Source organism: Stenotrophomonas sp. YJH_SMC_65, assembly GCF_059369475.1.
In genome coordinates this window covers 124,253-140,975 of record NZ_JCAFSR010000004.1, presented here as the reverse complement: position 1 = coordinate 140,975, position 16,723 = coordinate 124,253, and the positions used below count along the sequence as shown (strand labels likewise).

Sequence of the window (16,723 nt, the reverse complement as noted above, 5' to 3'; positions counted from 1 at the left end):
AACGTCCCACACAAGACCCGCGACTCGGACATAATCGGGGGTATGGACCGATACGAACGCATCACCGCCCTGCATCGTCTGCTCAAGTCCGCGCGCTATCCGGTGACGGTGGCGACCCTGCAGGACAAGCTCGGTTGTTCCCGCGCCACCGTCTACCGCGACCTGGCCTTCCTGCGCGATGCGCTGATGGCACCGATCGAGGGCGACGGCGAGGCGGGCTTCCGCTACCAGGCTGACGAGAGCGACCGTTTCGAGCTGCCCGGCCTGTGGCTCAGCTCGGAGGAGCTGCATGCCCTGCTGGCCTCGCAGCACCTGCTGGCGCGGACCGGCGGTGGTGTGCTGTCGTCGGTGCTGGCACCGCTGCAGCAACGCATCGAGAGCCTGCTGGCGGCCCAGGCCGGCGTGTCCAGCTGGCCGGTCGACCGCGTGCGGGTGATTCCGCACCGTGGCCGCAAGTTTGACGAAGGCAGCTTCCGCAGCGTCGCATCGGCCGTGCTGGAGCGCCGCCAGCTGGCGTTCGAGTACCGTGCCCGTTCCACCGACGAGCCGACCAAGCGCACCGTCTCGCCGCAGCGCCTGACCCACTATCGCGACAACTGGTACCTGGATGCCTGGGACCATGACCGCGACGCCCTGCGCAGTTTCGCGGTCGACCGCATCCACAAGGCGCGGGTGGTCGACAGCACCGCGCGCGACGTCGCCGACAGCGAGCTGGACGAGCAGCTCGGCGCCAGCTACGGCATCTTCTCTGGCGCGCCGAAGGGCTGGGCGACCATCCTGTTCAGCGCCAAGGCCGCGCGCTGGGTGGCCGACGAGCACTGGCATTCCAAGCAGCAGGGCCGCTTCCTGGCCGACGGCCGCTATGAGCTGAAGGTGCCGTACAGCGTCTCGCGCGAGCTGCTGATGGATGTGCTGCATTACGGCTCGGATGCCGAGATCGTCGAGCCCATGATGCTGCGCGAGCAGGCCAAGGCGTTGCTTGAGCTGGCCCTGAGCAACTACGAAAACTCCTGACACTCCCCCGAGAATTCAATCCCCCATGAAAAAGACCCTGTTGCTGCCCCTGCTCGCCGCTGCGCTGGCCCTGACCGCCTGCGGCAAGTCCGGCGAGCCCTCGCAGAAGCTGGTGGTGGCCGCCACGGCCGTGCCGCATGCCGAGATCCTCGAGGTGGTCAAGCCGATCCTCAAGCAGGAAGGCGTGGACCTGGACGTGCGGGTGTTCAATGACTACGTGCAGCCCAACGACCAGCTGGTGCAGAAGCAGGTGGATGCGAACTACTTCCAGACCGAGCCCTACCTGGATGCCTACAACCGCGACCGCAAGACCGACCTGGTGAAGGTGATCGGCGTGCACATCGAGCCGTTCGGTGCGTACTCGCGCAAGGTCAAGTCGCTGGCCGAGCTGCGCGAAGGCGCCGACGTGGTGATCCCGAACGATCCGAGCAACAACAGCCGCGCGCTGATCCTGCTGCACAAGGCCGGCGTGATCGAGCTGAAGGACCCGACCAACGCACTGGCGACCCAGCGCGACATCATCGCCAATCCGAAGAACCTGAAGTTCCGCGAGCTCGACTCGGCGATGCTGCCGCGCGTGCTGGACCAGGTCGACCTGGCCCTGATCAATACCAACTACGCGCTGGACGCAGGCCTCAACCCGACCCAGGATGCGCTGGCGATCGAGAGCAAGGACTCGCCGTACGTGAATTTCCTGGTCGCGCGCCCGGACAACAAGGACGACGCCCGCGTGCAGAAGCTGGCCAAGGCCCTGACCAGCCCGCAGGTGAAGGCGTTCATCGAGACCAAGTACAAGGGCGCGGTGCTGCCGGCGTTCTGACGCCAGCGCCCATTCGCCTGTAGAGCCGAGCCTATGCTCGGCTCTGCTTTTTGCGGTATCCCGCCAGCGGCAGCCGAGCATGGCTCGGCTCTACAGTGTCACTCCACGTGCCGCAGCAGGGCAGGGCATTGCCATTTCAATCGACGTGGAAGGCGAGGGTGGCGGCCACCGCCTGCTGCCATCCCGCATACAGTTTCTCGCGCCGGGCCACCTCCATCCGTGGCTCGAAGCGCCGGTCCAGGCCCCATTGCGCGGCGATCTGTTCGCGGCTGTTCCAGAACCCCACTGCCAGGCCGGCCAGGTAGGCCGCACCCAGCGCGGTGGTCTCGGTCAGTCGCGGCCGCAGCAGCGGCACACCGAGAATGTCGGCCTGGAAACCGGCCAGGAAGTCGTTGCCGATCGCACCGCCATCAGCGCGCAGCTCGGTCAGCGCGATACCCGCATCGGACTGCATCGCATCGAGTACATCGCGGGTCTGATAGGCCATCGCTTCCAGCGCGGCGCGCACGAAGTGCGCCTTGCGGGTGCCACGGGTCAGGCCGAACATCGCACCGCGCACATCACTGCGCCAATAGGGCGCGCCGAGGCCGACGAACGCCGGCACCAGGTAGGCGCCGCCACTGTCGGGCACCTGCGCAGCCAGCGCCTGGCTGTCGCTGGCGCGTTCGATCATGCGTAGTCCATCGCGCAGCCACTGCACCACCGAGCCGGCGATGAAGATCGAACCCTCCAGCGCGTACTCCACGCGGCCGTCCAGGCCCCAGGCAATGGTGGTCAGCAGGCCGTTGCGCGACCGCACCGCCTGCGCGCCGGTGTGCATCAACATGAAGCAACCGGTGCCATAGGTGTTCTTGACCATGCCCGGCTGGAAACAAGCCTGGCCGAACAGCGCCGCCTGCTGGTCACCGGCGATGCCGGCGATGGGGATCGGATGGTCGAAGAAGAACTGCGGCCGGGTGTGTGCGTACACCGCGCTGGAGTCGCGCACCTGCGGCAGCATCGCGCGCGGAATGTCGAGCAGGGCCAGCAGGTCGTCATCCCAGTCCAGCGTGTGGATGTTGAACAGCAGCGTGCGTGCCGCATTGCTGTAGTCAGTCACATGTGCCTGGCCACCGCTGAGGTTCCACACCAGCCAGCTGTCGATGGTGCCGAACAGCAGCTCACCACGTTCGGCGCGCTGCTGCGCACCATCCACGTGGTCGAGGATCCAGCGCACCTTGGTCGCGGAGAAATAGGCGTCGATCAGCAGCCCGGTCCGCTCGCGGATCAGTGCTTCATGCCCGTCGGACTTCAGCCGCTCGCAGATGGCGTGGCTCTGCCGCGATTGCCAGACAATGGCGTTGTGGATCGGCTGGCCGGTGGCACGGTCCCAGACCACGGTGGTTTCGCGCTGGTTGGTGATGCCCAGCGCGGCGATATGGCGTGGGTCGATCTGCCCGCGGCTGAGCAGTTCGGTCAATGTGGCATAGACGCTGGTAAGGATCTCGCGGGGGTCATGCTCGACCCAGCCGGGCTGCGGGAAGATCTGCGCGAACTCGCGCTGCGCGCTGCCGACGATGTCGCCGGCGCGGTCGAACAGGATCGCGCGCGAACTGGTGGTGCCCTGGTCGATGGCCAGCACGTAGCGGGGCGTCATGCAGCGTCTCCAATGGCGATGGGGAAATCCTAATGCATCGATCGCGTCGCCCGCGGCTGCCCTGGTAGCTGCCAACCTGGGTTGGCACACGTGGCAACACGGGGGTCAGAGCCCTTTCCGTGGAAAAGGGATCCGACCCTCCATCCACGCCTGCAGCCGTGCCACCTGCGCAGCATCCAGGCGCAACCCCAGCTTGCTCCGGCGCCACAGGATATCGTCGGTGTCACACGCCCACTCGCGTTCGCGCAGGAAGTCCACTTCGCGTGCATGCAGGCCACCGCCGAAGTCCTCGCCCAGATCGTGCAGGCCGTGTACACCCTGCAGCAGTTCCGCGCTGCGACTGCCATAGGCCCCGGCCCAGCGTCGCGCGATACCTGCGGGCAACCACGGTGCCAGCGCCAGCAGGCGCGAGCACGCCTGTGCGGCGTCGCCCCAGTCGCTGCCCGGCAGCGGGTCTCCGCGCGCCGTCCAGGCCGGTCCCATCTGTGGCAGGGCAGGGCGCAGCAGGTCCAGTGCCTCCTCGGCCAGCACCCGGTAGGTAGTCAGCTTGCCGCCCAGTACATGCAGCGCCGGTGCCGGGTCCACCTGCACCTGCAGGCGGTAGTCGCGGCTCAGCTGCGCTGCGCGCGGATCCGGGTCGGCCAGCAATGGACGGACACCGGCGAACGCCCAGACCACCTCGTCCGGGGCGATGGGGTCACGCAGGTAGCGATTGGCCGCTTCGCACAGGTAGGTCACCTCGGAAGGCAGCACGCTGCAGCGCGCCGGGTCACCGCGATAGTCGGTATCGGTGGTGCCCACCAGCAGGTGGTCGTGGGCGAAAGGCAGCAGGAACACCACCCGTCCGTCGGGCTGCTGCAGCAGGCAGGCGCTGTCATCGGGCCAGGGCCTGCGCAGCACGATGTGGCTGCCCTGCACCAGGCGCAGCGCAGGGCCGCCGCTGCGCGCCTGCATCCGTTCCAGCAGGCCCCCGGCCCACGGGCCCGCCGCATTGACCACGGCGCGGGCATTCACGGGGTGCCGCTGGCCATCGGCGGATTCCAGAACGGCCCGCCACCGGCCCTGCACGGGGTGCAGGTCGATGCAGCGGCTGCGCACCTGCACCTGTGCGCCCCGCTGCGCGGCATCCAGGGCGTTGAGCAGTACCAGCCGCGCGTCATCGACCTGCGCATCGGCGTAGCTGAAGGCCTGCCGCAGCGCCGGGGAGAGCCACTGGCCGAGCGGATCGTGTTGCAGTTCCAGTGCGCGTGACGCGGGGAAGGCGGGGCTGCGCCGGCCCAGATGGTCGTACAGCCACAGCCCCGCGCGCAGCATCCAGCGTGGGCGCCGGTGCGGTTCCCACGGCAGGACGAAGCGCAGCGGATGGACCAGATGGGGCGCCTGCCGGCGCACCACCTCGCGTTCGCCCAGCGCCTTGCGCACCAGCCCGAACTCGCCCTGCTCCAGGTAGCGCAGGCCGCCGTGGATCAGCTTGCTGCTGGCGCTGGAGGTGTGCGCGGCCAGGTCATGCTGTTCGCACAGCAGCACGCGCAGGCCGCGGCCGCTGGCGTCACGGGCGATGCCGGCGCCATTGATGCCGCCACCGATCACCAGCAGGTCGACGTCGTCCATCGTGTCTCCGCGTCCTGTGTCTGTAGAGCCGAGCCGCGCCACCCTTGACCGTGGGCGCCATTGAACGTAACGCATCGCAATGCGCGCGGAGCCCGCCGCTCGACTCGGGATAGGGGGCTTGGCTCGACTCTACAAAAAAGCAGCCGAGCATGGGCTCGGCTCTACACGCGGAACGCGGGTGACGGAAACGACGACGGGCCCCGAAGGGCCCGTCGCGTTGCATCAGTGAAGCAGGTGCTGCCTGGATCAGAAGCGGGCGCCGATGCCGAAGCCGACGGTCCACGGATCCATCTTGGCTTCGCCGATCTTCTCGCCGCCGACCTTGATGTCCGGGCGGGCGCGCATGTAGCGGGCGTCAGCGCGGGCGAACCAGGTGGAGTTGATGTTCATGTCGACGCCGACGGTGCCGATCACGCCCTTGGCATCCTTGAAGCGGATGTCGGTGTCAGCACCGTTGCCCAGCTTCTCGTTGCTGAAGCTCGACTGGTAGTAGCCCACGCCCACGAACGGGCGGAACACGTTGTCGGCCTGGCCGAAGTGGTACTGGCCGCTCAGCGCGACCGGCTGCTGCTCGACCGAACCCAGGCGGGCGTTGTTCGGGCCCTTGAACTTGTTGTCGAACTTGTCGGCAGCGCCCCACAGCTCAACGGCCCAGTTGTCGTTGATGTAGTAGCTGAAGCTGACGGTCGGCGCCGGGCCACCGTCGGTCTTCTTCACGCCGGTGATCGGGTCGTTCTTCGGCTCCAGCAGCGAGATGCCGCCAACAACGGCAAAATGCTTGCCCGAAGCGGTATCGGTGGTGCTGCTGTCCTGGGCGAAAGCGGCCGGCGCGAAGGCGGCGGAGGTCAGCAGGGCGAGACTCAGGATACGGATGGAGCGCATGGGGGTATCTCCTAATGTTTCTTGTTTTGGGCCCCCGGTTGCGGGGCGAGCACACCGTAGTCGCCCCAACATGAATCGAATCCGACGCACGTTAAAAAATAGTTTTCCTTGTTCAGCGACGGGTGCGGAATGCCTTTATTCATGGCGTTTTCTGCTCTCGCCGACATTCATGCAGTTGGAGAAGATGTGAGCGCAGCAACGTTGTGCATTGGCCTGCCAGCGCAGGTGAACGTGGGATGCCGGGTGCTGCTGCTGGGCTCGATGCCAGGCGTGGCATCCCTGCAGGAGCAGCGCTACTACGCGCATCCTCGCAACCGCTTCTGGCCGCTGATGGCCGATATCTGCGGTTTCGACGCGGATCTGCCCTATGCGCAACGGCTGCAGGCGTTGAAGGCCGCAGGCATCGGCCTGTGGGATGTGATCGGGCGCTGCGAGCGGCGCGGCAGCCTGGATGCGGACATCGTGCGTGGCACGGAAGTGGCCAATGCACTGCCGGAACTGATCGCCACGTTGCCTGAGCTGACGCTGATCGGCTGCAATGGCGGCGCGTCATTGCAGGCATTCCAGCGCTGGGTGTTGCCGCGGCTGGAGGCCCCGCCGAAGGTGGTCGCGCTGCCGTCGACCAGCCCTGCCAATGCGGCGTGGTCGTTGCCGCGCCTGCGCCAGGCCTGGCAGCCGGTGGCCGACGCGCGGGCGACATGAAGCGGACATCGCCTGGACAATACGCTACCGACTGGTCGCGCACCCGACCCATGGGCAACAGCCTGTCCCGGCTGCGTGCGTACTGAAAACACCTGTAACGGTTGGCGCTGGACCCCGCTGGCCGCACAATAGACGTTTCCCTACACCAGATTGCCGGAGTTATCCCCATGGCCGAAATCAAGGAAGCACTTGTCCCCGATATCGGTGACTACAGCGATATCCCGGTAATCGAGGTGCTTGTCGCCGTCGGCGACACGGTCAAGAAGGACCAGGGCCTGGTGACGCTGGAAAGCGACAAGGCGACCATGGAAGTGCCGTCCTCGGTGGCGGGCGTGGTCAAGGAGCTCAAGGTCAAAGTGGGCGACAGCCTGTCCGAAGGCAAGGTCGTGGCCCTGATCGAAGTGGCCGAAGGCGAGGCCGAAGCCGCCAAGCCGGCCGCTGCCGCACCGGCACCGGCCAAGGCCGCTGCCCCGGCTGCCGCCACCCAGAGCGCGCCGGCCGCAGCTGCGCCGGCCGCTCCGGCTGCCAGCGGTGGTGCGGTTGAAGCCCTGGTGCCGGACATCGGCGACTACGCCGGCATTCCGGTCATCGAAGTGCTGGTCGCCGTGGGCGATACGGTCAAGAAGGACCAGGGCCTGGTCACGCTGGAAAGCGACAAGGCCACCATGGAAGTGCCGTCGTCTGTGGCCGGCGTGGTCAAGGAGATCAAGGTCAAGGTGGGCGACAATCTGTCGCAAGGCGACGTGGTTGCCATCATCGAAGCCGAGGGCGCTGCCGCGCCGGCGCCGACCAAGGCCGCTGCTGCTGCCGCTCCGGCTGCCGCAGAGACCGCCACCAAGGTCGAGCCGGTCGCTGTGCCGGCGCAGCCGGACAAGCTGGCGGCCCGCGAGATCGCCTCGGCCGGTACCCCGTCCAGCCCGCCGGTGCAGTTCAATGCCGATGGCGTGTTGCCGGCCAAGGTGCCGTACGCCACCCCGGCGGTGCGCGTGTTCGCCCGCGAGCTGGGCGTGGACCTGCTGCAGATCAACGGCACCGAGAAGGGTGGCCGCATCACCAAGGGTGACGTACAGAAGTTCGTCAAGGCCGCGCTCAGCGGTGGCGTGCCGGCCGCTGCCGGTGGCGCCGTCGCCGCTGGTGGTGGCCTGAACCTGCTGCCGTGGCCGAAGGTCGACTTCAGCAAGTTCGGCGAGACCGAAGTCCAGCCGCTGTCGCGCATCAAGAAGATCTCCGGTGCGAACCTGGCCCGCAACTGGGCCATGATCCCGCACGTCACCCAGTTCGAGCAGGCCGACATCACCGACCTGGAAGGCCTGCGCGTGGCGTTGAACAAGGAGAACGAGAAGGCCGGCATCAAGCTGACCATGCTCGCCTTCCTGATCAAGGCCAGCGCCGCAGCGCTGAAGAAGTTCCCGGAATTCAACGCCTCGCTCGATGCCAGCGGTGAAAACCTGACCCTGAAGAAGTACTTCCACATCGGTTTCGCCGCCGACACGCCGAACGGCCTGGTCGTGCCGGTCATCCGCGACGTGGACAAGAAGGGCGTGGTGCAGATCGCGCAGGAAACCGGCGAACTGGCCAAGAAGGCACGCGACGGCAAGCTGGGCCCGGCGGACATGAGCGGCGGCTGCTTCTCGATCAGCTCGTTGGGCGGCATCGGCGGCACCGCGTTCACCCCGATCGTCAACGCACCGGAAGTGGCCATCCTCGGCGTCTCCAAGTCGTCCATCCAGCCGGTCTGGAACGGCAAGGAATTCGCACCGAAGCTGATGCTGCCGCTGTCGCTGAGCTACGACCACCGCGTCATCGACGGCGCACTGGCCGCACGCTTCACCACGTACCTGTCGCAGGTACTGGCCGACATGCGCCGCGTGCTGCTGTAAGGCACCGCTTCGCCCCCACCGTGCGGCCGCAGCCCCTGGCGCGGCCGCGTGAACAGATGCAGTGACAGCCCGCCGGCGCCGCCGGGCGGGCACGAGGAAAACCCACCATGGCCACGATTGAAGTCAAGGTTCCCGACATCGGCGATTACAGCGATGTGCCGGTGATCGAAGTGTTGGTCGCCGTCGGCGACACGGTGAAGAAGGACCAGGGTCTGGTAACCCTGGAGTCGGACAAGGCCACCCTGGAAGTGCCGTCCTCGGCCGCTGGTGTGGTCAAGGAAATCAAGGTCAAGCTGGGCGATACCCTGTCCGAAGGCGCCGTGGTCGTGGTGCTGGACACTGAAGGCGCCGCCGAAGCCCCGGCCAAGGCCGCCGCGCCGGCTCCGGCCGCCCCGGCCAGCAAGCCGCCGGTGACCCCGTCGCACCGCGCCCCGGCCGAACCGGCTGCGCCGAAGCCGGCGCTGTCCAGCGGCAAGCCGGCCGACATCGAATGCGAGATGGTCGTGCTGGGCTCCGGCCCGGGCGGCTACACCGCGGCCTTCCGCGCCGCCGACGTCGGCCTGGATACGGTGCTGGTCGAACGTTACGCCAGCCTCGGCGGCGTCTGCCTCAATGTCGGCTGCATCCCGTCCAAGGCGCTGCTGCACGCCGCAGCGGTCATCGACGAGGTTGCCCACGCCGGTGATTTCGGCGTCGAGTTCGGCAAGCCGACCATCACCCTGGACAAGCTGCGCGCGTACAAGGAAAAGGTCGTCAACCAGCTGACCAAGGGCCTGGCCGGCATGGCCAAGCAGCGCAAGGTCCGCAACGTGCAGGGCGTCGGCAGGTTTGTTTCGGCCAACGAGCTGGAAATCACTGCGGCTGACGGCAGCACCCAGCTGCTGCGCTTCCAGAAGTGCATCATCGCCGCCGGTTCGCAGGCGGTGAAGCTGCCGAACTTCCCGTGGGACGACAAGCGCGTGATGGATTCCACCGATGCGCTGGAGCTGGCCGAAGTGCCGGGCTCGCTGCTGGTCGTCGGCGGCGGCATCATCGGCCTGGAAATGGCCACCGTGTACAGCGCGCTGGGCAGCAAGGTCACCGTGGTCGAGTTCATGGACCAGCTGATGCCGGGCGCCGACAAGGACCTGGTCAAGCCGCTGGCCGACCGCCTGAAGAAGCAGGGCATCGACGTGCACCTGAAGACCAAGGCCTCGGGCGTCACCGCCGATGCCAAGGGCATCACCGTGACCTTCGAAGCCGCCGAGGAAGGCCAGGCGCCTGCGCTGGCGCAGGGCACCTTCGACCGCGTGCTGGTGGCCGTGGGCCGCTCGCCGAACGGCAAGAAGATCGATGCCGAGAAGGCCGGCGTGCAGGTCACCGACCGCGGCTTCATCCCGGTCGATCGGCAGATGCGTACCAACGTGCCGCACATCTTTGCCATCGGCGACATCGTCGGCAACCCGATGCTGGCCCACAAGGCCACGCACGAGGGCAAGCTGGCCGCTGAAGTGGCAGCCGGCCACAAGAAGGAGTGGGTCGCCCGCGTGATTCCGTCGGTGGCCTACACCAACCCGGAAATCGCCTGGGTCGGCGTGACCGAGACCGAAGCCAAGGCCAAGGGCCTGAAGGTCGGCGTGGCCAAGTTCCCCTGGGCCGCCAGTGGCCGCGCGATCGGCATCGGTCGCACCGAGGGCTTCACCAAGCTGATCTTCGACGAAGAGACCCACCGCATCATCGGTGGCGCGATCGTCGGCGTGCATGCCGGCGACCTGCTGGCCGAGATCGGCCTGGCGATCGAGATGGGTGCGGAAGCGGAAGACATCGGCCACACCATCCATGCGCATCCGACGCTGAGCGAGTCGGTGGCGATGGCCTCGGAAATCTACGACGGCACGATCACCGATCTGTACATGCCGAAGAAGAAGTAAGGCGTCCGCGCCGTTCCGAACGAAAAGCCCTGGCATCTGCCGGGGCTTTTTTTCTTCGATCAGTGCTGCAGCAAAGGGTGGGGCCACTGCACGGGTGGCAGGCATTTCGACAAATGTCCCCCGTCGCCCGCCTGCGGCGGTCGCCTCCTCCTTTACTTTGTCGAAATGCCCGCCACCCGCGCAGCGGCTCGGCTTGCGGATAGTCGAGAGCCACAGCCTGGCCCGCCTGGATGCCTGACACGCGGGGGAAGAGGGGCTTGTGTGCGAAGTAAAGGAGGAGGTGACGGCCGTAGGCCGGCGCCGGGGGACATTCGCACGCAAGCCCCTCTTCCCCCAGCGCTCGACCACGCATGCGTCTACGGCAATTGCCACCCGCGCAGCGGCTCGGCTTGCGGATAGTCAAGAGCCACAGCCTGACCCGCCTGGATGCCTGACACGCGGGGGAAGAGGGGCTTGTGTGCGAAGTAAAGGAGGAGGTGACGGCCGTAGGCCGGCGCCGGGGGACATTCGCACGCAAGCCCCTCTTCCCCCAGCGCTCGACCAGCCTGCTTTTCTGCTCGACGATGCAAAGAAAAAACGCGGCCCCGATGTTCCGGAGGCCGCGCCAGGAGAGAAGATGCCGTGGAAGGGGCAGGGGATCAGAACACGAAGCTGATACCGGCCACCGGGCCCTTGAATTCCTGCTTCAGGCCGACCGTGCCGTCGCTGCCCTTCTTGTCCACGTCCAGCTTGAACCAGTCGTAGCCGGCGAACACACCGAAGTTCTTGGTGAAGCGGTAATCGACGATCGCATTGGCGCGGCTCAGGTCGCCCTTGTAGTCATCGAAACTGCCCCAGCGCGTGTTCAGGTACTGGCCCTGCAGCGTGATCATCCAGCGCTCGGACGGGGTGAAGGTCATGCGCGCACCCACCACCGGTGCCACGCCATCGGCCTTCTCGTTGAGGAACTGGCCTTCATACACCGTGCCCAGGTCCGCGTAGCCCTTGGTGCTGACCTTGGCGTACTCGCCACCGATCTGCAGGCCCAGGTCGAAGGTGTCGGTATCGACGACCGAGTAGTCATAGACCAGGCTGGCCACCTGGTACTTCAGCTCGCCCTTAACGAAGCTGCCGGCCGGCACGCTCTCACCGCCGAAGGAAATGCCCTGGTCAAGCGTCTCGCGACGGTCCTTGTCGTACTTGAAGTAGTTGAACAGCAGGCGCTGACGGTTGCTGATGCGGAACATGCCGTCGATGCGCGGCTCCCATTCCTTGCCACCCAGCTTGAAGTCCTGGTCCAGGGAGATGTCCTGGCCGGCCACGGTGGTGCTGCCACGCAGCGTGTTGTCCGAATCGATGTTCATCGCACCCAGACGGATGGCGAAGCGGTCGTCGCCTTCGGCGGCGTGGGCGGCATTGGCGAACGAGGCGCCGGCAGCGAGCAGGGAAAGGGCGAGCAGGGTGGGTACGGGGCGCATCGAAGAGTCCTTGCAGTGGTTCATCAGAATGAAGACCACTGTGCCGGACGCCGCCGTCCACCATCCGTGAACGTATGGTCCACGGAGTGTGCACGGTTCAGCCCTGTCGCGACGACGCAAAAAGATGGCCCCGGAGACGGGCTTCGGGGCCATCGTGGGACCTGCGGGGCGGAGCGTCGACGAGGTTGCTGCAGGCAGGTCGAAAGATCGGACCGGCGCATCCAGCGAAAGTTCCGCGCCTGCGACCAAAGTTCAATACTGCGGTGCAGCATCACGCGGACGTCATTGTCCCCCGGGTGGCACGCAAAAATGTAACCGTTACCGCAACTTGCGGCTTCCAGGGATGAACAGGCAGCGGTTGTCTCGCAAATTGTCCCATTGCTATAATTTGGCGGCTCGATGAGGCCCCCCTGCTGTAGCCGCCTCAGCCCTCCACTTGCAACCACGCGGGACGTCCTGTGCTGAACTCCGTTGATGCGGGTCGGCGACTGATGCTGCGCGCCGCGGTCTACCCGCTGGCCGCGGTGGCTGTCCTGGCCCTGGCCTTCCTGCTGGTAGGTCCGAAGTATGCCCTCGGCGCGCTGGCGTCCGGTGTGGCCATTTCGGCCGGCGGCTGGGTTGCGGCACGGATGGCTCTGGGCGGTGGTGCGGTGGCCGCAGGATCGGCGATGGCTCGCCTGATCATTGCGATCGTGGCCAAGTGGGTCGTGGTTTTCGGCGTCCTGCTGGTGGGGTTCCTGGTCTTCAAGCTGCCTGCATTGGCGCTGTTGGCCGGTATCGCCGTCGGCTTGATGTTCCAGGTCCTGGCCATGGCCAGGCGTTGACAGAATTCAATTAACTGAAGGTTCCGGACACATGGCGGGCGAGGCTCTAACCCCTACCAGCTACATCCAGCATCACCTGCACAACCTGACCGCACCGGTCGGCAAGGGTGAGGGTATGTTCTGGCATATCCACGTCGATACCTTCCTCACCGCCGTCCTGATGGGCCTGGTGATCGTTGTCGCGTTCTGGCTGGGGACCCGCAAGGCCACCGCCGGCGTGCCGGGCAAGTGGCAGGCCTTCGTCGAGATCTGCCTGGAGTTCGTCGACCGCCAGGCCAAGGACACCTACCACGGCAAGAGCAAGCTGGTCACGCCGATCGCCATCACGATCTTCTTCTGGATCCTGTTGATGAATCTGCTGAAGATGATCCCGGCCGATTTCATCGCCAAGCCGCTGGAATGGGTGGGCGTGCACTACTGGAAGCCGGTGCCGACCGCTGACGTCAATGCCACCCTCGGCATGGCCATCAGCGTGTTCTTCCTGATGCTGTTCTTCGCGCTCAAGTCCAAGGGCCTGGTCGGCTTCGTCAAGGAATTCCTGACGGCGCCGTTCGGCAAGTGGATGATGCCGTTCAACCTGATCCTCAACATCGTCGAGTGGCTGAGCAAGCCGATCTCGCTGGCGATGCGACTGTTCGGCAACATGTTCGGCGGCGAAATCGTGTTCCTGCTGATCTGGGTGCTGGGTGGTGCCGGTTTCTTCGGTGCCATCGCGGGTGGTGTGTTCGGCCTCGGCTGGATGCTGTTCCACCTGCTGGTGATCCCGCTGCAGGCCTTCATCTTCATGATGCTGTCGATCGTGTACCTGAGCCTGTCGGAAGACGCTCACTGAGTTTCAAGCTTCAACGCGTTTCAACCTTCATCCGTTTCATCACCCTTAGCAACTTAAGTTCCTGGAGATAACCATGTACTTCGCCGTCCTGACCAACTTCGCGCAGATTCAGAGCTCCACCGCCCTTGCCGTCGGCATCATGATCGGCCTGGCCGCGCTGGGCGCCGGTCTGGGTCTGGCCATCATGGCTGGTAAGTTCCTGGAGTCGGCCGCGCGCCAGCCGGAACTGATTCCGGTCCTGCAGGTCCGCATGTTCATCACCGCCGGCCTGATCGACGCCGCGTTCATCATCTCGGTCGCCGTTGGCCTGCTGCTGGCCTTCGCCAACCCGCTGTCGGCTGCCTTTGCTGGCGCCGTCACCAAGGCTCTGGCCGGCTGATACAGCGGTTTGAGACGACCGGGTGCTGATGCACCCGGTTTCGGATGAAGGCCGGATGTGCCGCTTCGGCGGCACGTCCACCCCGAAACCAGCGATCGAGCTAACCATGAATATCAATTTCACCCTTCTTGCGCAGGCGCTGGCCTTCGCTGGTCTGATCTGGATCATCGCGACCAAGATCTGGCCGCCGCTGATGAACGCGATCGAAGAGCGCCAGCAGAAGATTGCTGAAGGCCTCGCTGCTGCCGACCGCAGCCAGAAAGATCTGGCCCAGGCGCAGGAGAAGGTCAACGAAGCGCTGAAGGAAGCCCGCACCAAGGCCAACGAGATCATCGATCAGGCCCACGCGCGTGCCAACCAGATCGTTGATGCAGCCCGTAACGAAGCGATCACCGAAGCCACCCGTCAGAAGGAACTGGCCCAGGCTGAAATCGACGCCGCCGCCAACCGTGCCCGTGAAGATCTGCGCAAGCAGGTGTCCGCGCTGGCCGTGACCGGTGCCGAAAAGCTGCTCAAGCGCGAAATCGACGCCAACGCCCACAAGGCGCTGCTCGACGAGCTGGCCTCGGAGATCTAAGGATGAGCCAGGCCCTCACGCTTGCCCGCCCGTACGCCCGCGCCGCGTTCGCGACCGCGCGCGACGAAGGTGCGTTCGCGCCGTGGTCGGACGCCCTGGCGTTCTCCGCCCACGTCGCCGCCGACCCGCGCGTGGCGGCCCTGCTCGCCAACCCGGAGCTGGGTCGTGACGACGCCGTCGCCCTGCTGGCGCCGGTGTCGCACGGCGAGACCTACTCGCGCTTCCTGGCCATCCTGGCCGAATCGCATCGTCTGCCGCTGCTGCCGGAAATCTCCGGCATGTTCGACGCCCTGCGCGCCGAAGCCGAGCACGTGGTCAAGGCCACGGTGACCTCGGCTTCCGAGCTGTCGGCCGGCGAGCTGGACGCGATCAAGGCTGCGCTGCGCAAGCGCTTCAACCGCGAGGTCGACGTGACCACCGCGGTCGATGCTTCGCTGATCGGCGGCGCCGTGATCGACGCCGGCGACGTGGTCATCGATGGTTCGCTGAAGGGCAAGCTGGCCCGTCTGCAGACCGCGCTCGCTAACTGAATTCATTTAACGTCCGGCCCCGCTGCCGGCACTAGGACTTGACGATGGCAACCACGCTCAACCCCTCCGAAATCAGCGAACTGATCAAGAACCGCATCGAGAAGGTCAAGCTGGCCGCGGAATCGCGCAACGAAGGCACCGTGACCAGCGTGTCCGACGGCATCGTGCGCATCTTCGGTCTGGCCGACGTGATGCAGGGCGAAATGATCGAACTGCCGAACAACACCTTCGCCCTGGCCCTGAACCTGGAGCGCGACTCGGTCGGCGCCGTGGTCCTGGGTGACTACGAGCACCTGCGCGAAGGCGACGTCGCCAAGACCACCGGCCGCATCCTGGAAGTGCCGGTCGGCCCGGAACTGCTGGGCCGCGTCGTGAACGCGCTGGGCGAGCCGATCGACGGCAAGGGCCCGCTGGGCACCGACCTGACCGCTCCGGTGGAACGCGTTGCGCCGGGCGTGATCTGGCGCAAGTCGGTCGACCAGCCGGTGCAGACCGGTTACAAGTCGGTCGACTCGATGATCCCGATCGGCCGTGGCCAGCGCGAGCTGATCATCGGTGACCGCCAGACCGGCAAGACCGCCATGGCGATCGATGCGGTGATCAACCAGAAGGGCACCGGCATCAAGTGCGTGTACGTTGCGATCGGCCAGAAGGCGTCGACCATCGCCAACATCGTGCGCAAGCTGGAAGAGAACGGCGCGCTGGCCCACACCATCGTGGTGGCCGCGACCGCTTCCGAATCGGCTGCCATGCAGTACATCAGCGCCTACTCGGGCTGCACCATGGGTGAGTACTTCATGGACCGCGGCGAAGACGCGCTGATCGTGTACGACGATCTGTCCAAGCAGGCCGTTGCCTACCGCCAGATCTCGCTGCTGCTGAAGCGTCCGCCGGGCCGTGAAGCCTACCCGGGTGACGTGTTCTACCTGCACTCCCGTCTGCTCGAGCGCGCTGCCCGCGTGTCCGAGGAATACGTCGAGAAGTTCACCGAAGGCAAGGTCACCGGCAAGACCGGTTCGCTGACCGCGCTGCCGATCATCGAGACCCAGGCCGGCGACGTGTCCGCCTTCGTTCCGACCAACGTGATCTCGATCACCGACGGCCAGATCTTCCTGGAAACCGACCTGTTCAACGCCGGCATCCGCCCGGCCGTGAACGCCGGTATCTCGGTGTCGCGCGTCGGTGGCTCGGCCCAGACCAAGATCATCAAGAAGCTGTCGGGCGGCATCCGCATCTCGCTGGCCCAGTACCGTGAGCTGGCTGCGTTCGCGCAGTTCGCCTCGGACCTGGACGAAGCGACCCGCAAGCAGCTGGAGCGTGGCCAGCGCGTCACCGAGCTGATGAAGCAGAAGCAGTACGCGCCGATGTCGATCGCCAACCAGGCGCTGTCGATCTACGCCGTCAACGAGGGTTACCTCGACGACGTGCCGGTCAACAAGCTGCTGGCGTTCGAAGAAGGCCTGCACGCCCACTTCGCCAACACCCAGGGCGAGCTGATCAGCAAGGTCAACGCCACCGGCGGTTGGGACAACGACATCGAAGGTGCCTTCAAGAAGGGCATCGCCGAGTTCAAGACCACCGGCAGCTGGTAATCGCGGTCCTGTAGAGCGGAGCCGCTGGCTCCGCTGGACCAGATGACAAACGGTTGAACAACGCGGGGCATCAGCCC

The 16,723-nt window shown here is 66.0% G+C and carries 15 protein-coding genes; 11 read left to right on the top strand and 4 right to left on the bottom strand.

The genetic code is table 11. The annotated features are described in order from the left end of the window. Window positions 1-42 precede the first annotated feature (42 nt). Window positions 43-1,014 carry a helix-turn-helix transcriptional regulator gene (locus AC5P7A_RS08730; RefSeq protein WP_014648507.1) on the top strand — a complete coding sequence of 324 codons (972 nt, stop codon included), beginning with the start codon at window positions 43-45 and terminating at the stop codon, window positions 1,012-1,014. A 25-nt stretch (window positions 1,015-1,039) separates the two neighbouring features. After that, window positions 1,040-1,834: a MetQ/NlpA family ABC transporter substrate-binding protein gene (locus AC5P7A_RS08725; protein ID WP_014648506.1), complete on the top strand. Its 795-nt coding sequence runs from the start codon at window positions 1,040-1,042 to the stop codon at window positions 1,832-1,834. 136 nt (window positions 1,835-1,970) lie between these two features. Here AC5P7A_RS08725 and glpK read toward each other — a convergent pair whose 3' ends face one another. From glpK to AC5P7A_RS08710, 3 genes are all read right to left on the bottom strand, one after another. Then, window positions 1,971-3,470 (bottom strand): glycerol kinase GlpK, encoded by a 1,500-nt coding sequence (gene glpK, locus AC5P7A_RS08720; RefSeq protein ID WP_046432650.1) that lies wholly within the window; start codon window positions 3,468-3,470, stop codon window positions 1,971-1,973. Between the two features lie 105 nt (window positions 3,471-3,575). Further along, a complete protein-coding gene (glpD, locus tag AC5P7A_RS08715) occupies window positions 3,576-5,081 on the bottom strand; it encodes a glycerol-3-phosphate dehydrogenase (RefSeq protein ID WP_329768528.1) in 1,506 nt (501 codons plus the stop codon). Between the two features lie 246 nt (window positions 5,082-5,327). Then, window positions 5,328-5,963 (bottom strand): OmpW/AlkL family protein, encoded by a 636-nt coding sequence (locus AC5P7A_RS08710; protein ID WP_014648503.1) that lies wholly within the window; start codon window positions 5,961-5,963, stop codon window positions 5,328-5,330. 186 nt (window positions 5,964-6,149) lie between these two features. On the opposite strand from AC5P7A_RS08710, the gene AC5P7A_RS08705 reads away from it, so the two are divergent. From AC5P7A_RS08705 to lpdA, 3 genes are all read left to right on the top strand, one after another. Next, complete coding sequence (locus tag AC5P7A_RS08705; protein ID WP_134809325.1) at window positions 6,150-6,665, top strand: DNA-deoxyinosine glycosylase; 516 nt, start codon at window positions 6,150-6,152, stop codon at window positions 6,663-6,665. A 167-nt stretch (window positions 6,666-6,832) separates the two neighbouring features. After that, a complete protein-coding gene (gene aceF, locus AC5P7A_RS08700) occupies window positions 6,833-8,545 on the top strand; it encodes a dihydrolipoyllysine-residue acetyltransferase (RefSeq protein WP_329768527.1) in 1,713 nt (570 codons plus the stop codon). Between the two features lie 107 nt (window positions 8,546-8,652). Next, on the top strand, window positions 8,653-10,455 hold the full coding sequence (gene lpdA, locus AC5P7A_RS08695; RefSeq protein ID WP_049405902.1) for a dihydrolipoyl dehydrogenase: 1,803 nt from the start codon (window positions 8,653-8,655) through the stop codon (window positions 10,453-10,455). Between the two features lie 638 nt (window positions 10,456-11,093). Here the strand turns inward: lpdA and AC5P7A_RS08690 are convergent. Beyond that, window positions 11,094-11,912 carry a hypothetical protein gene (locus tag AC5P7A_RS08690; protein ID WP_046432636.1) on the bottom strand — a complete coding sequence of 273 codons (819 nt, stop codon included), beginning with the start codon at window positions 11,910-11,912 and terminating at the stop codon, window positions 11,094-11,096. A 458-nt stretch (window positions 11,913-12,370) separates the two neighbouring features. Between AC5P7A_RS08690 and AC5P7A_RS08685 the strand changes: the two genes are divergently transcribed. The 6 genes from AC5P7A_RS08685 (at window position 12,371) to atpA (ending at window position 16,646) form a co-directional block, all read left to right on the top strand. After that, window positions 12,371-12,736, top strand: a complete 366-nt coding sequence (locus AC5P7A_RS08685; RefSeq protein ID WP_014648497.1) for a hypothetical protein — start codon at window positions 12,371-12,373, stop codon at window positions 12,734-12,736. A 31-nt stretch (window positions 12,737-12,767) separates the two neighbouring features. Then, window positions 12,768-13,568 carry a F0F1 ATP synthase subunit A gene (gene atpB, locus AC5P7A_RS08680; protein ID WP_014038569.1) on the top strand — a complete coding sequence of 267 codons (801 nt, stop codon included), beginning with the start codon at window positions 12,768-12,770 and terminating at the stop codon, window positions 13,566-13,568. Window positions 13,569-13,641: 73 nt separating this feature from the next. Continuing rightward, on the top strand, window positions 13,642-13,947 hold the full coding sequence (gene atpE, locus AC5P7A_RS08675) for a F0F1 ATP synthase subunit C (RefSeq protein ID WP_005411133.1): 306 nt from the start codon (window positions 13,642-13,644) through the stop codon (window positions 13,945-13,947). A gap of 106 nt (window positions 13,948-14,053) precedes the next feature. Beyond that, complete coding sequence (locus AC5P7A_RS08670; RefSeq protein ID WP_005419512.1) at window positions 14,054-14,524, top strand: F0F1 ATP synthase subunit B; 471 nt, start codon at window positions 14,054-14,056, stop codon at window positions 14,522-14,524. A 2-nt stretch (window positions 14,525-14,526) separates the two neighbouring features. Continuing rightward, window positions 14,527-15,054: a F0F1 ATP synthase subunit delta gene (locus AC5P7A_RS08665; RefSeq protein ID WP_014648495.1), complete on the top strand. Its 528-nt coding sequence runs from the start codon at window positions 14,527-14,529 to the stop codon at window positions 15,052-15,054. Between the two features lie 44 nt (window positions 15,055-15,098). Continuing rightward, window positions 15,099-16,646, top strand: a complete 1,548-nt coding sequence (atpA, locus tag AC5P7A_RS08660; protein WP_005419511.1) for a F0F1 ATP synthase subunit alpha — start codon at window positions 15,099-15,101, stop codon at window positions 16,644-16,646. Window positions 16,647-16,723 lie beyond the last annotated feature (77 nt).